The organism is Methylobacterium sp. Leaf399, from assembly GCF_001424525.1.
Taxonomy (GTDB): domain Bacteria; phylum Pseudomonadota; class Alphaproteobacteria; order Rhizobiales; family Beijerinckiaceae; genus Methylobacterium.
The window spans coordinates 16,607-28,985 of the sequence record NZ_LMQK01000007.1 but is presented as its reverse complement, the minus strand read 5'-3'; the positions used below and the strand labels follow the sequence as shown (position 1 = coordinate 28,985).

General features: G+C 70.1%; 13 protein-coding genes. 8 read left to right on the top strand and 5 right to left on the bottom strand.

From position 1 onward, the window contains the following. Positions 1-23 precede the first annotated feature (23 nt). The 3 genes from purM (at position 24) to ASG40_RS06970 (ending at position 2,297) form a co-directional block, all read left to right on the top strand. Positions 24-1,091, top strand: coding sequence for a phosphoribosylformylglycinamidine cyclo-ligase (gene purM, locus ASG40_RS06980; RefSeq protein ID WP_055883016.1), 1,068 nt, complete (start codon positions 24-26; stop codon positions 1,089-1,091). Position 1,092: 1 nt separating this feature from the next. After that, positions 1,093-1,749 carry a phosphoribosylglycinamide formyltransferase gene (purN, locus tag ASG40_RS06975; protein WP_055882899.1) on the top strand — a complete coding sequence of 219 codons (657 nt, stop codon included), beginning with the start codon at positions 1,093-1,095 and terminating at the stop codon, positions 1,747-1,749. 296 nt (positions 1,750-2,045) lie between these two features. Continuing rightward, a complete protein-coding gene (locus tag ASG40_RS06970) occupies positions 2,046-2,297 on the top strand; it encodes a hypothetical protein (protein WP_055882897.1) in 252 nt (83 codons plus the stop codon). Between the two features lie 630 nt (positions 2,298-2,927). On the opposite strand, the gene ASG40_RS06965 is transcribed toward ASG40_RS06970, so the two are convergent. After that, positions 2,928-3,563 carry a glutathione S-transferase N-terminal domain-containing protein gene (locus ASG40_RS06965; RefSeq protein WP_055882895.1) on the bottom strand — a complete coding sequence of 212 codons (636 nt, stop codon included), beginning with the start codon at positions 3,561-3,563 and terminating at the stop codon, positions 2,928-2,930. Positions 3,564-3,802: 239 nt separating this feature from the next. On the opposite strand from ASG40_RS06965, the gene ASG40_RS06955 reads away from it, so the two are divergent. Beyond that, on the top strand, positions 3,803-4,057 hold the full coding sequence (locus ASG40_RS06955) for a hypothetical protein (RefSeq protein WP_055882891.1): 255 nt from the start codon (positions 3,803-3,805) through the stop codon (positions 4,055-4,057). Positions 4,058-4,080: 23 nt separating this feature from the next. On the opposite strand, the gene ASG40_RS06950 is transcribed toward ASG40_RS06955, so the two are convergent. Continuing rightward, entirely contained in the window at positions 4,081-4,533 is a 453-nt protein-coding gene (locus ASG40_RS06950) for a GNAT family N-acetyltransferase (protein ID WP_055882889.1), read from the bottom strand. A 172-nt stretch (positions 4,534-4,705) separates the two neighbouring features. Between ASG40_RS06950 and ASG40_RS06945 the strand changes: the two genes are divergently transcribed. Genes ASG40_RS06945 through ASG40_RS06930 form a run of 4 tightly spaced genes read left to right on the top strand, consistent with a single transcriptional unit; the run spans position 4,706 to position 8,334 of the window. Then, on the top strand, positions 4,706-5,113 hold the full coding sequence (locus ASG40_RS06945; RefSeq protein ID WP_055882887.1) for a DUF4345 domain-containing protein: 408 nt from the start codon (positions 4,706-4,708) through the stop codon (positions 5,111-5,113). After that, positions 5,110-7,149 carry an FUSC family protein gene (locus ASG40_RS06940; RefSeq protein ID WP_055882885.1) on the top strand — a complete coding sequence of 680 codons (2,040 nt, stop codon included), beginning with the start codon at positions 5,110-5,112 and terminating at the stop codon, positions 7,147-7,149. The genes ASG40_RS06945 and ASG40_RS06940 overlap by 4 nt, the downstream gene beginning before the upstream one ends. Further along, positions 7,139-7,333, top strand: coding sequence for a DUF1656 domain-containing protein (locus ASG40_RS06935; protein ID WP_055882883.1), 195 nt, complete (start codon positions 7,139-7,141; stop codon positions 7,331-7,333). The genes ASG40_RS06940 and ASG40_RS06935 overlap by 11 nt, the downstream gene beginning before the upstream one ends. Beyond that, complete coding sequence (locus tag ASG40_RS06930) at positions 7,333-8,334, top strand: efflux RND transporter periplasmic adaptor subunit (protein ID WP_055882880.1); 1,002 nt, start codon at positions 7,333-7,335, stop codon at positions 8,332-8,334. Before ASG40_RS06935 ends, ASG40_RS06930 begins: the two co-directional genes overlap by 1 nt. A 1,008-nt stretch (positions 8,335-9,342) precedes the next feature. Here ASG40_RS06930 and ASG40_RS06925 read toward each other — a convergent pair. The 3 genes from ASG40_RS06925 to ASG40_RS06915 all read right to left on the bottom strand — a co-directional run bounded on the left by ASG40_RS06925 (position 9,343) and on the right by ASG40_RS06915 (position 12,370). Continuing rightward, positions 9,343-10,089: a YfdX family protein gene (locus ASG40_RS06925; RefSeq protein WP_055882878.1), complete on the bottom strand. Its 747-nt coding sequence runs from the start codon at positions 10,087-10,089 to the stop codon at positions 9,343-9,345. A gap of 282 nt (positions 10,090-10,371) precedes the next feature. After that, a complete protein-coding gene (gatB, locus tag ASG40_RS06920) occupies positions 10,372-11,847 on the bottom strand; it encodes an Asp-tRNA(Asn)/Glu-tRNA(Gln) amidotransferase subunit GatB (RefSeq protein WP_055882875.1) in 1,476 nt (491 codons plus the stop codon). Between the two features lie 223 nt (positions 11,848-12,070). Further along, positions 12,071-12,370, bottom strand: coding sequence for a hypothetical protein (locus ASG40_RS06915; RefSeq protein WP_055882873.1), 300 nt, complete (start codon positions 12,368-12,370; stop codon positions 12,071-12,073). Positions 12,371-12,379 lie beyond the last annotated feature (9 nt).

Genomic DNA, 12,379 nt, shown 5'->3' with positions numbered 1-12,379 from the left:
ATCGGATGAAGGGCTCGCTGCGGATGACGGCCGAGAAGCAGAACGGACTGACCTACGCGCAGGCCGGTGTCGACATCGACGCCGGGAACGCCATGGTCGACACCATCAGGCCGCTGGTGCGCGCCACCCGCCGGCCGGGTGCGGATGCCGAGATCGGCGGTTTCGGGGGGTTGTTCGACCTCAAGGCCGCCGGTTTTGCCGACCCGATCCTGGTGGCGGCCAACGACGGGGTCGGCACCAAGGTGAAGATCGCGATCCTCACCGGGCGCCACGACACCATCGGCATCGACCTCGTGGCGATGTGCGTCAACGACATCGTCGTCCAGGGGGCCGAGCCGCTGTTCTTCCTCGATTACTACGCCACCGCCAGGCTGGTGCCGGGGGTCGGCGTCGACATCGTGCGCGGGATCGCGGAGGGCTGCCGGCAGGCGGGCTGCGCGCTCATCGGCGGCGAGACCGCCGAGATGCCCGGCCTCTACGCGGGCGACGACTACGACCTGGCCGGCTTCAGCGTCGGCGCGGCCGAGCGCGGCACGCTGCTGCCGCGCGAAGGCATCGCCGAGGGCGACGTGGTGCTCGGCCTGCCCTCCTCGGGCGTGCATTCCAACGGGTTCTCGCTGGTGCGCCGGATCGTCGAGGCGAGCGGGCTCGGCTACGAGGCGCCCGCCCCCTTCGCCCCCGGCCAGACCCTCGGCGAGGCGCTGCTGACGCCGACGCGGATCTACGTGAAGCCGCTGCTGGCCGCCCTGAAGGCCACCGACGGCATCAAGGCGCTGGCGCACATCACCGGCGGCGGCTTTCCCGACAACCTGCCCCGGGTGCTGCCCGACGGCGTCGGCATCGCCATCGACCTCGATGCGGTGCCCGTGCCGCCCGTGTTCGGCTGGCTGGCCGCCACCGGCAACGTCGCGGTGCCGGAGATGCTGCGCACCTTCAACTGCGGCATCGGCATGGTGGCGGTGGTGCGGGCCGAGGCGGCCGAGGCGGTGACGGCGGCCCTGGCGGCGGCCGGCGAGGCCGCCGTCCGGATTGGCCGGATCACCCCGCGCGGGCCCGAGCCCGTGACCTTCACCGGCACCCTCGCGCTCTGACATGACGCACCCGAGGAAGACCCGCGTCGCGATCCTGATCTCGGGGCGCGGCTCCAACATGGTCTCGATCCTGGCGGCCGCCGCGGCCCCCGACTATCCCGCCGAGATCGCCCTCGTCCTGTCGAACCGGCCGGAGGCGGCCGGGCTCGCCCATGCGGCGGCGGCGGGCATCGAGACCCGTGCCGTCGATCACCGCGCCTTTCCGGACCGCGCCAGCTTCGATGCCGCCCTCCATGCCGAATTGACGGCGGTGGGCATCGAGCTCGTGTGCCTGGCCGGCTTCATGCGCATCTTCTCAGGGCCCTTCGTGGAGGCCTGGGCCGGGCGGATGATCAACATCCATCCCTCGCTGCTGCCGCTGTTTCGCGGCACCGACACCCACGCCCAGGCCCTGGCGGCCGGGGTGCGCCTGCACGGCTGCACCGTGCATTACGTGGTGCCCGAGCTCGATGCCGGGCCGATCGTGGCCCAGGCCGCCGTGCCGGTGCGGCCGGGCGACGACCCCGACCGCCTCGCCGCCCGCATCCTCGTCGAGGAGCACCGGCTCTACCCGCAGGCCCTCGCCCTGGTCGCCGGCGGCCGGGCCCGCCTCGACGGGGACCGGGTGGTCTTCGCCGACGACGTGGCCTTTCCCGAGGGTGCCCTGCGCAGCCTGTAGCGGCGGGCGGCGCCGTCGTTCGTGCCAAATCGGTCGTGCCAAATCGGTCGTGACGCCGCAAAAATCGGCGGTATCCGGTACGATACGCTGGCGACCGTTGTCTTTTCTCAGCGTCCGAGGCTGCAGCAAACCCGTTCGGCGGTCGTCGCGGAATGGTGGTCACGCGATTGTTGCACGGGACTCAGGCCTGGTCTGTCGTTTCACAGGGGCGTCATGTCCAAAAGGCGGGAACCCGGTACGCTGTCGCCGCTTTTGCCCGACACCCGATACCGCATGATTGCCCACGGACGATTGCCATGACCCATCGCCTTGCCGCCGCCGCGCTTGCCGCCGCGCTGAGCCTTTCGGCCGGTGCCGCCCTCGCCCAGAGCTACAACGCCCCGGCCGGCATCCCCGCCGCCACGGCCCCGGGCGGCCTCACCGGCCGTGCCGCCCCCTACAACCTCGCCGAGGAGCGGCACGCCCGCGGCCACGCGATGCGCCACGACGACATCGGCACCGGTTCGGTCCGCACCCGCCGCCATGTGCCGGACGGCTACGGCCGGTAGGGCGCTCCCATCCGTATCCGAGGGCGAAAGGGAAGCGTTCCGCGAGGAGGGCCGGCCCTTTTTCGTGATGCGGCGTCTCGGCGAGGGCTCGTCGCCTCCGTGGGCCGGACCGGGGCAGGATGCCCGCGCGTGCAGGCGCCGCACGATCACTGGGCGGGCGACGCGCCTCCCCCCTGCCGCCGAACCCCTGCCGCCGAACCCCTGCCGCCGAACCCCTGCCGCCGAACCCCTGCCGCCGAACCCCTGCCGCCGAACCCCTGCCGCACTGTCGCATTGTCTGCGCGGAGGTCTGGCCGACGGGTTCGTCGCCATGAGCGCCGACGGACCGGGGAGGTCCGAGGCCGCGCGCGAGCGGGCCGACGCCGTCGATGCCGAGACGACGACGGCGGGGTCTCGATCATCGAGGGCCCGCTTAAGGACCACAAGGGTAAGGAGATCGCCGGAGCCAGCACACGGCGCTGGCCGAGAACGCGCTCGCCCTGGAGGGCACCACCTCTCTCGTGGAGGGGGTGAAGGGCTTGGCGTGAGCCAAGCATCACTCTGCGAAGTGTTTGGCGGTTCGCAGGAAAAAATGTTGCACCATCAAGGAAATCTAAGCAGTCATTCGTGGGGCGACCCACGAAAGACTGCTTAGATCGCCGCCAGCCCGCGCTTCACCGCCGGGCGCGCGAGCACCTGGGTCAGCCAGCGCCGGACATGGGGCAGGCCCTCGAGGTCGACGCCCTGTTTCTCGTGGTACTTGGCCCAGGTCAGGATCGCGATGTCGGCGATGGAATAGTCGCCCGCCACGTGCTCGTGGGCGGCCAGGCGCCGGTCGAGGACGCCGTAGAGGCGGTGGGCCTCCTGCGTAAAGCGGTCGATGGCGTAGGCGATCTTTTCCTCGGCGTAGATCCGGAAATGGTGCGCTTGCCCGAGCATCGGCCCGAACCCGCCCACCTGCCAGGCCAGCCATTCGTCCACCAGGACGCGGGCGCGCTCGTCGACGGGGTAGAGGCATCCCGTCTTGCGCCCGAGGTACTGCAGGATCGCGCCCGATTCGAACACCGAGATCGGCGTGCCGCCCGGCCCGTCCGGATCGACGATGGCCGGGATCTTGTTGTTGGGCGAGATCGCGAGGAAGTCCGGCGCCATCTGCTCGCCCTTGCCGATGTTCACCGGCACCACCCGATAGGGCAGGCCGCACTCCTCCAGCATGATCGGGACCTTCCAGCCGTTGGGCGTGCTCCAGGTGTGGACGTCGATGGGGTGTCCCGGTGCGATGGCCATGCGGCTGGTCTCGATCGTGTCAGGGGCGGTCGCCACCCGGTTCAAGCCGGCGGGCGGGGGAAGGTTGCACGCGGGCTCAGCTAGACCGCTTGTGGCGCCGAGCTCAAGCATCCCTCGCGCCGATCCGACCGCGATCATCCACAGCGCAGGGTTGCAGGACGTGGACATCGCCCTTGCCCTGCGGCTGCGGTTGCGCTTGGGATGATCGCCCGTGTGCGGAGCCTAGTGGGGATCGTCCGATGCTGAATCGTCTCGTCTGTGCCGCGTTGATCGGCGTTGCCCTCGCGATCCCCCTCCCCGCCGTGGCCCAGGCTCCGGCCGCCAAGGACGCGCCCAAGGAGATGACGGTCGGCCAGAGCGCGGCCCGCCAGCGCCAGAAGACCTGCGGCGCCCAGTGGCGCACGCTCTCGGTGAGCGAAAAGGCGACGCAGGGCCCGAAGTGGCCGCAGTATTTCAGCAAATGCGTCAAGAAGCTGAAGGAGCAGAAGGCCTGAAGCCCCGTCCCGGGCCCTGCGCGTCACAGCCGCTTGCGAAACCCCTCGTGACCGCGTTCGTAGCCGAGGCGGTCATAGAAGCGGTGGGCGTCGTGGCGCAGTCGCGACGAGGACAATTCGATCAGGGCCACGCCCTGCCGGCGGGCGATGTCCTCGGCCTGTCCGATCATCCAGGCGCCGATCCCGCGCGAGCGGCGGTCGGCCCTGACCTGAACGCTGGCGAGCTTGGCCCGGCGGGCGCCGCGTCCGGCCAGGGTGACGAACGACACGAGCTGGAACACGCCGACGATGTCGCCATCCTCGACGGCGACGTGGAGGCTCGTGCCCGGCGCGGCGGTGATCGCCGCGAGGGCGGCCCGGTAGTGGGCCTTGTTCCCGTCGGTCCAGGCGTCGCCGTGGCCGCCCAGCGTATCCGCCGCATAGAGGGCGACGATCGCCGCCAGATCGTCGGCTTCGGCGTCGCGGATCGTGAGCATCGTCCCTCCCTATGATGGCGCCGGCCGGTTCCTCCGAGCCGATCGGCCCCGCGAACCATCCGAGGATCCCGTCGATATCCTGAGCTTCGTGCCGCAACGCACCGTCTTCCCGGAACGTCCGGCGGATCGCCGCGCTGATAACCGTGACGACCCTCTCCCCGCCGGACCGACCATGATCGCCGAACGACGCTTCCTGCAACGCACCGTGGCCCTGGCCGCCGTGATCCCGGTGGCGGCCGGTGCCTACGGCGTCCTGTTCGGCATCGACGGGATCGGCCGGGCCGGCGCCGCCGACGTCTCGGCCGACAGTCATTTCCGCTACCTCTCGGGCCTGCTGACGGGCATCGGCATCCTGTTCTGGACCTGCGTGCCGGGGATCGAGGGCAAGACCGGGCTGTTTCGCTTCCTCACCCTGGTGGTGGTCCTGGGCGGCCTCGCCCGCCTCCTCGGCCTCTACCTCACCGGCCTGCCCTCCCTGACCATGCTGGCCGCGCTCGCCGTCGAACTGTTCCTCACGCCGCTGCTGTGCCTGTGGCAGGCGCGTATCGCGCGTCTGGCGGCCGACGAGCCGGTCGCGTGAGCGACCGTGCCGCGGTCTCCCGCCTCGACCGGGCGCTCGACCGGATCGAGGCGCTGGTCCCGGCGCCGGCCGCCTGGGCCTTCGCCCTGCGGATCTGGCTCGCCATGGTGCTCGCGCTGGGCGTGGCGTTCTGGCTGCAACTCGCCAGCGCCTCCTCGGCGATGGTCTGCGTCGCCATCCTCGCGCAACCCAAGCGCGGTCAGGCGCGCGCCAAGGCGACCTATCGCTTCCTCGGCACGCTGGTCGGGGCCGTGGTCGGGCTCGCGCTGATCGGCCTGTTCGCGCAGGACCGGGTCCTGCTCCTGGTGTCCTTCACCGCCTGGCTAAGCCTGTGCGTCTACGTCGGCCAGTTCCTGCAGGATACGCGCTCCTACGGCGCGATGCTCTCGGGCTACACCGTGGCGATCGTCGCCATCGCCCATATCGATGCCCCCCAGGCCACTTTCGAGGCCGCGGTGGACCGGGTCGCTGCCATCGCCGTGGGGATCCTCGTCGTCACCCTCGTCAACGATGCCCTGGGGGCGCCCGGGATCTGGCGCGGCCTGCGCCGGAGCCTCGCCGACGCCCATGCCGAGGCCAGGGCCTTCGCCCGCGAGGCCCTGACCAGGGCCGATCCGGGGCCCGAGCGCACCGCCGCCCTGATCCGGCGGGTGGCGGCCCTGCGCGGCGATGCGGTGGCCGTGCGCGAGGAATTCCGCGACGGTGACCATCGCTCCGCCGGGGCGCGCAGCACCATCGCCGCCCTCTACGCCATGACGGCCGCGGCCCGGGCCCTCGCCGAGGCTGCGCGGCGTTGCCCCGACCAAGGTCCGCGGCCGCGAGAGGCGCTAGGGCTCTGCCGGGGCCTCCTCGCGCCGGATTCGCGTGAGGATTCCACCCTGGTGGCGGCCGATCTCCACGCCCTGGTCGAGGCGGGCGTAGCCGAGGGCGACGACCTCGGCACCATCCTCGTCCTGCAGCGGGCCCTGGACGTCGCCGAGGCGGTCGTTCACGCCGAGGACGGCCTGGCCAGCCTCGAGACCGGACGCCGCCCGTTGCGCACCGTGTCGCTGCCCACCCATCGCGACGGGCCGGTCGCCCTGCGCGGGGCCGCGCGGGTGGCGCTGGCCTTCGGCCTCACCGCCCTGTTCTTCGTCGCCACCGGCTGGCCCGGCACCACCTTCGCCCTCGTCCAGGTGGCGGCCATGGGCGCCCTGTCCACCACCGCACCGAATCCGAAGGCCTTCGCCCGCGGCGTCCTCATCGGCATGCCCCTGGCGTCCGCCTGTGCCGGCTTCGTCCTGTTCGGCATGCTGTCGGGCGTGCAGGGCTTCCCGCTCCTGGCCATCGCCATCGCGCCGGTGGTGGCCGTGGCCTGCTTCCTCTGCCTCAACCCGGCGACCTTCTCGGTCGGCTTCATCCTGCTCGTGTTCTTTCCGGTGCTGCTGTCGCCCTCGAATCCGCAGGGCTACGATCCGCAGGGTTTCCTCGGCAACGCCTTCCTCGTCGTGGTGGCTGCCGTGATCCTGTCGGTGGCGGTGCGGGTGATCCTGCCGCTGACCCCCGCCCGCCACCGCGCCTTCGCCCTCGACTCGGCCCGCCGCTCCCTCCTCGACGCGCTGGCCGGAGACGGGGGCGACGCCACCACCCGCACCAGCCTCAACAGCGACCGCCTGCTCCAGTTCGCGCAGTGGACCTCCGGCAGCGGCGCGGTGCGGGCGATGGCCATGGCCCACGCCTTCGCGCTCTCGCGCCTGGAGGCGGCCGCGGCCAGAGCGCACGGGCAGTTCCGCGTCCTCGACCGCGTCCCGGCCCTGGAGACGCCCGTCGCCTCCGGCCGGCGGGCGTTCGCCGCCCTCGACGGCCCCGCCATGGAGCGCGCCGGCCGCGCCCTCGTGGAGGCCGGTCGCGGGGGCGACGCGGCGACCCGCGGGTGCATCGCCCGGGCCGCCGGCGATCTCGCCACGGCCGCCGCCCTCGTCCACGACCACGGCCGCTTCCTGAGGCGGCTCGGGCTGCCGGCCCGGACGGATGCGAGGCGCGCCGATGTTCCATGACCTCGATATCGGCGGCGTCCTGGTCTCGCCGTTCCTCGCCTATGCCGCCGGCGCGCTGCTCCTGCTCGTGCTGCTGCGCCGGCTTTTCGCCGGCCTGCGCCTGTCGCGCTACGTCGCCAACCCGCCGTTGGCCGAGGCCGGGATCTACGTCTGCCTCCTCGCCCTCCTGATCGTGTTCCTGTGATGCCCGACCATGCTCCCCGCCGTTCCCGTCGCCTCGCCCGCCTGGGGCGGCTCCTCCTCACCGGTCTGATCCTGGGCGCCGCGCTCGTCGCGGCAATCGTGGTGTGGCGCTACTACGTGGTCGCCCCCTGGACCCGCGACGGCCGGGTGCGGGTGCAGGTGGCCAGCGTCGCGCCCCAGGTCTCGGGCCAGATCGTCGACCTGAGGGTCGTCGACAACCAGGCGGTGGCCAAGGGCGACGTGCTCTACGTGATCGACCCGGTCGATTTCGAGATCGCCATCCGCCAGGCCGAGGCCGAGGTCGAGAACCGCGAGGCCGACCTCCAGGTGAAGCGCACCCAGGCGGCCCGGCGCGAGGCGCTGACCACCCTCTCCACCTCGGTGGAGGAAAAGCAGCAGTACGCCGGCACCGCCCGAATCGCCGAGGCCGCGCTGGCCTCGGCCCGGGCCGGCCTCGCCAAGGCCAGGCTCAACCTGGAGCGGGCTCAGGTGCGCTCGCCCGTCAACGGCCGCGTCACCAATCTGCTGCTGCGCAGGGGCGACTACGCCACCACCGGCACCGTCAACATCGCGGTGATCGACACCGATTCGTTCTGGATCGACGGCTACTTCGAAGAGACCAAGATGGCCGGCATCCGTGTCGGCGACCGGGCCACCGCCGAACTCATGGGCTACGCCGCCCCGGTGGCCGGGACGGTGGAGAGCATCACCCTGGGCATCAGCAGCGGCAACGCCGCGCCGAGCACGCAGGGGCTGCCCAACGTCGATCCCGTCTACACCTGGGTGCGGCTGGCCCAGCGGGTCCCCGTGCGCATCCGGATCGACCGGGTGCCAGACGGCGTCACCCTGGTCGCCGGCATGACCGCCACCGTGTCGGTGGGTGAGCCCGGGGCGCATGGGCGAGACTGGCTCATGGCCCTGCGCGACCGGGTGCTGGGCACCGGCGAGGGGCGCGCGGAAAACCGCCGCTCCCCGCCGCCCCGGACGCATGCGGGCGGTTGATCTCCTCCGCCCCGTGATCCCGTCGGCCGGCCCTCCTCGCCTCTCCCCGGATCACCCTCCGCGTCGCTCCACCCGTCCGGGCAAGGTCCGGTCGAGAAGGCCCTCGCGAGCCGTATGTCGGCCGGTTCACGGGGGTAGCGATCGAACACAGAGCGTTTCTGCAGCGCCTGCAAATTCGCCGCAAGTGTTTGAATTGCAAGGGATGCGGCGCGTTCGGTATCGCTCCGTCAAGCGTCATCGACCGCAAGAACTCTCAAAGTGCTTGACGACGTCCCGATCCGGTCGCACTCTACCCCTGTGCTTCGCCCGTGAAGCACAGAAGGCCAAAGCCTTAAGTATTGGGCTGAGGGTCTTCGGTCGACGCTGAAGGAGACAGGAATGACTCCACCCCAGCAGGACGCTGCCAGGATCGCCTGAGGGACCGGTTCGGCCCGAAGCGTAGCAGCACTGACGGACATCGCGACGGAAGCGGTTTCAGGGGCGCAGAAGCGGCCGATACGGCACGACTTCGAACGCGCATCAGCCCCAACTCAAGCCGCTTCCGCCGCGATCGGTGGATCCGCGACGCTCACCGCCCGGCGCCCGTGGTCGAGGGCAGTCCTCTCATCCCCTCAGCTCAAATCGCGGCCTGTGCTCCCGCCGTTCGTGCCTCAGGCCAGCCGAGATGTCGGAGAGCGGGCTTTTTGCGGTCCAGGGTCGAGCGCTGCGGATATCGGGGTCCTACCCTGCGAACCTGTGCAAGGGCCTCTGCTCTTGGGAAACCCATGTCTCATCCCATTTCCGGTTCTCATCCCATTTCCGGTTGATCACTTCGTGATGCGGACATGGGCTTCGCTCAGGCGCCGCGCGGGCTCGGTGATACCGTTCCCGCTCGATCCAAGCGGAAACCGTATCACCGGTGAAAGGCAGGGGCGCAGGCTATGGCGTGTCGTCCCTCACTCTCATGCTCTGATTTCGGAGGACTATGCGTCGGATGCCGACGCATAGTCCGTTTCGGTGGCGCTGCGCTTACTTGACCGCCGGAGCCTGTGCCGGCTTGACACTCGGCGTCGCCGTCGTATCGGCCTTGGTGGCCGCCTTGGGCATCGCCGTCACGTCGATCACGTCGAAGCGGACGCCGTTCTCGGCGGTCTGGAGCGCCACGTTGGCCTCGTAGTACTGGCCCGCGGCGATGAACTTGGCCGCCTGATTCACCTCGTCGGTGGTCTTGACGAGCGGCACGACGGCCATCGTGAAATTCACGTCGACATCGGCGAGCTTCAGCCGTTCGATGGCCGCCTTCCGGTCACCCTTGGCGACGTGCTTGTTCGCATCCGCCACGGCCGCAGTCTTCTGGGGCGTCGCGACGAAGTCGTTGGCGAGGACGAGTTGGCCGTCCACCGGCAGCCAGGCCACGGGCTGGGTGTCGGGCTTCCCGTCGGTTGGGGGCTGCTGCCGGCCCATCGTCGTGGGCCCCGTCGTTTTGGAGGCCGTGTCCTTCATCGGCATGAGGTCGGCCTCCGCCTTGGTGAAGACCGCCTCGTCGGTCTTGGCCTGGTCGAGCGCGGTCTTGGCCTGGGCCACGTAGCGTCCCGCATCCTCCGGTTTCGCCTCGAAGATCGCCAGGCGCGCGAGCCGCAGGTCACGGTAGGCGCGGGCGCCGTCGGCCGACAGCTTTCCGGCGGCGCGCTCGACGGCGACATCCTTGGAAGCCGTGTTGTCGGCCATCGCGTAGCCGCCCGGCAGGGCGACCCCGGAAAGGAGGACGGTTGCCATGAAAGCCGCGACACCGGCTGTTCTCGTCTTCGTCATGATCGTCTCCGTTCGCTCCGAACGGTGTGGCGAGCCATCGAGGCCGTCTTCTTGCACCGCCGAACGCACGATCATGAAACGACTTTGCGGGGGCGATGTTGCGTGAATTCTTGGTAATGTCTCGGACGGATGGCCGCAATATCGTCTCTTAGCCTGTCTCCACAGACGACGGCCGGCCGATCTTCTGAATACGGAATACGCCGCCGACGGCCCCGATGGGCTGGGGCCGTCGTCTTGTCCGGTGCCCTATCCTTCGATTCCGAGTTTCGCCTTCAAGAGCGCGTTCACCGCCGCCGGGTTGGCCTTGCCGCCGGTGGCCTTCATGGTCTGGCCGACGAACCAGCCGAGCAGGGTCGGCTTCTCCTTGGCCTGTGCGACCTTGTCGGGATTCCTGGCGATAATCTCGTCCACCGCCGCCTCGATGGCGCCGGTGTCGGTGACCTGCCGCAAGCCGCGCGATTCGACGAGCGCCCGCGGGTCGCCGCCCTCCGACCACACGATCTCGAACAGGTCCTTGGCGATCTTGCCGGAAATCACGCCCTCGGCGATGAGATCGACGATGGCGCCGAGCCGGTCGGCCGAGACCGGGCTCGACTCGATGGTGAGGCTCTCCTTGTTGAGGCGCCCGAACAGCTCGTTGATGACCCAGTTGGCCGCCGCCTTGCCGTCGCGACCCTTGGCGACAGCCTCGAAGTAATCGGCGCTCGCCCGCTCGGCCACGAGCACGCCGGCGTCGTAGGCGGAGAGGCCGTAGTCGGCGATGAAGCGGGCCTTCTTGGCATCGGGCAGTTCGGGCAGGCCGGCGGCCAGGGCATCGACATAGGCCTGGTCGAATTCCAGCGGCAGCAGGTCGGGGTCGGGGAAGTAGCGGTAGTCGTGCGCCTCCTCCTTCGAGCGCATCGAGCGGGTCTCGCCCTTGGCCGGATCGAACAGGCGGGTCTCCTGGCTGATGGTGCCGCCGTCCTCGATGATCGCGATCTGGCGGCGCGCCTCGGTCTCGATGGCCTGGCCGATGAAGCGGATCGAATTGACGTTCTTGATTTCGCAGCGGGTGCCGAGCGGGTCGCCGGGCTTCCTCACGGACACGTTGACGTCGGCGCGCAAGGAGCCTTTCTCCATGTCGCCGTCGCAGGTGCCGAGATAGCGCAGGATGGTGCGCAGCTTCGTCACGTAGGCGCGCGCCTCCTCCGAGGAGCGCAGATCCGGCCGCGAGACGATCTCCATCAGGGCGACGCCCGAGCGGTTGAGGTCGACGAAGCTCTGCGTCGGGTTCTGGTCGTGCAGCGACTTGCCGGCGTCCTGCTCGAGATGCAGCCGCTCGACGCCCACCGTGATGCTGCTGCCGTCGGGCAGATCGACGATCACCTCGCCCTCGCCGACGATGGGGTCCTTGAACTGGCTGATCTGGTAGCCCTGCGGCAGGTCCGGATAGAAGTAGTTCTTCCGGTCGAACACCGAACGGTGGTTGATCCGCGCCTTCAGCCCGAGGCCGGTGCGCACCGCCTGGGCGACGCATTCCGCGTTGATCACCGGCAGCATGCCGGGCATGGCCGCGTCCACCAGCGAGACATGGTCGTTGGGCTCGCCGCCGAATTCCGTCGAGGCGCCGGAGAACAGCTTGGAGCGGCTGGTGACCTGGGCGTGGATCTCCATGCCGATCACGACCTCCCAGTCGTGCAGGCCGCCCTTGATGAGCTTTTTTGGGTTTACGGGTGCGGTCATGGCGGTCGGACTCGGGTTTGGGAGGCCACAGGCCTCTCGCATGTCTGCGCGGTTGCTGCCTGAGACGCGGCTTCCCTCTCCTGGAAGGAGAGGGATAGGGTGAGGAGTGAGACCTCGCCGGAGATCGCACTCCCCTCACACCTGCCTCTCTCCCCATGGGAGAGGGAGTCCGCGCTCGTCTCGACCGCCGGTCGGAGCATCTAGGGAGCGGCCGCGAAGGCGGTCAAGCGCGGCGGCGAAACACCATCCGCGCGCCGAAGGCGGCCAGCGCCCACAGGAACGCCCCGCCGGTGCGCACGGGAAAGAAGGTCGGCAGGTCGCGCCCGATCGGGGCCGGCCACGGGATGCCCGCCATGGTCAGGAGCCAGCTCGTGAGCACCGAGGCCGTGAAGGCCATCAGCGCCACCAGGATCAGCTTGACGACCTGGTCGGACTTCCACCCCATCACCACGGCGACGAGGATGAGCACCGGATCGAGCGCCGCCCAGATCCAGACGTCGAAGGGATAGACCGGGACGGTCATCGCGGATCC

Excerpts from the sequence above, each read along its gene's own strand:
- ASG40_RS06970 (WP_055882897.1), top strand. The coding sequence starts at position 2,046 with ATGACCCATCGCCTTGCCGCCGCCGCGCTTGCCGCCGCGCTGAGCCTT.
- ASG40_RS06955 (WP_055882891.1), top strand. The coding sequence starts at position 3,803 with ATGCTGAATCGTCTCGTCTGTGCCGCGTTGATCGGCGTTGCCCTCGCG.
- gatB (WP_055882875.1), bottom strand. The coding sequence starts at position 11,847 with ATGACCGCACCCGTAAACCCAAAAAAGCTCATCAAGGGCGGCCTGCAC.
- ASG40_RS06965 (WP_055882895.1), bottom strand. The coding sequence starts at position 3,563 with ATGGCCATCGCACCGGGACACCCCATCGACGTCCACACCTGGAGCACG.
- ASG40_RS06930 (WP_055882880.1), top strand. The coding sequence starts at position 7,333 with ATGCCCGACCATGCTCCCCGCCGTTCCCGTCGCCTCGCCCGCCTGGGG.
- ASG40_RS06945 (WP_055882887.1), top strand. The coding sequence starts at position 4,706 with ATGATCGCCGAACGACGCTTCCTGCAACGCACCGTGGCCCTGGCCGCC.
- ASG40_RS06950 (WP_055882889.1), bottom strand. The coding sequence starts at position 4,533 with ATGCTCACGATCCGCGACGCCGAAGCCGACGATCTGGCGGCGATCGTC.
- purM (WP_055883016.1), top strand. The coding sequence starts at position 24 with ATGACGGCCGAGAAGCAGAACGGACTGACCTACGCGCAGGCCGGTGTC.
- purN (WP_055882899.1), top strand. The coding sequence starts at position 1,093 with ATGACGCACCCGAGGAAGACCCGCGTCGCGATCCTGATCTCGGGGCGC.
- ASG40_RS06935 (WP_055882883.1), top strand. The coding sequence starts at position 7,139 with ATGTTCCATGACCTCGATATCGGCGGCGTCCTGGTCTCGCCGTTCCTC.
- ASG40_RS06925 (WP_055882878.1), bottom strand. The coding sequence starts at position 10,089 with ATGGCAACCGTCCTCCTTTCCGGGGTCGCCCTGCCGGGCGGCTACGCG.
- ASG40_RS06915 (WP_055882873.1), bottom strand. The coding sequence starts at position 12,370 with ATGACCGTCCCGGTCTATCCCTTCGACGTCTGGATCTGGGCGGCGCTC.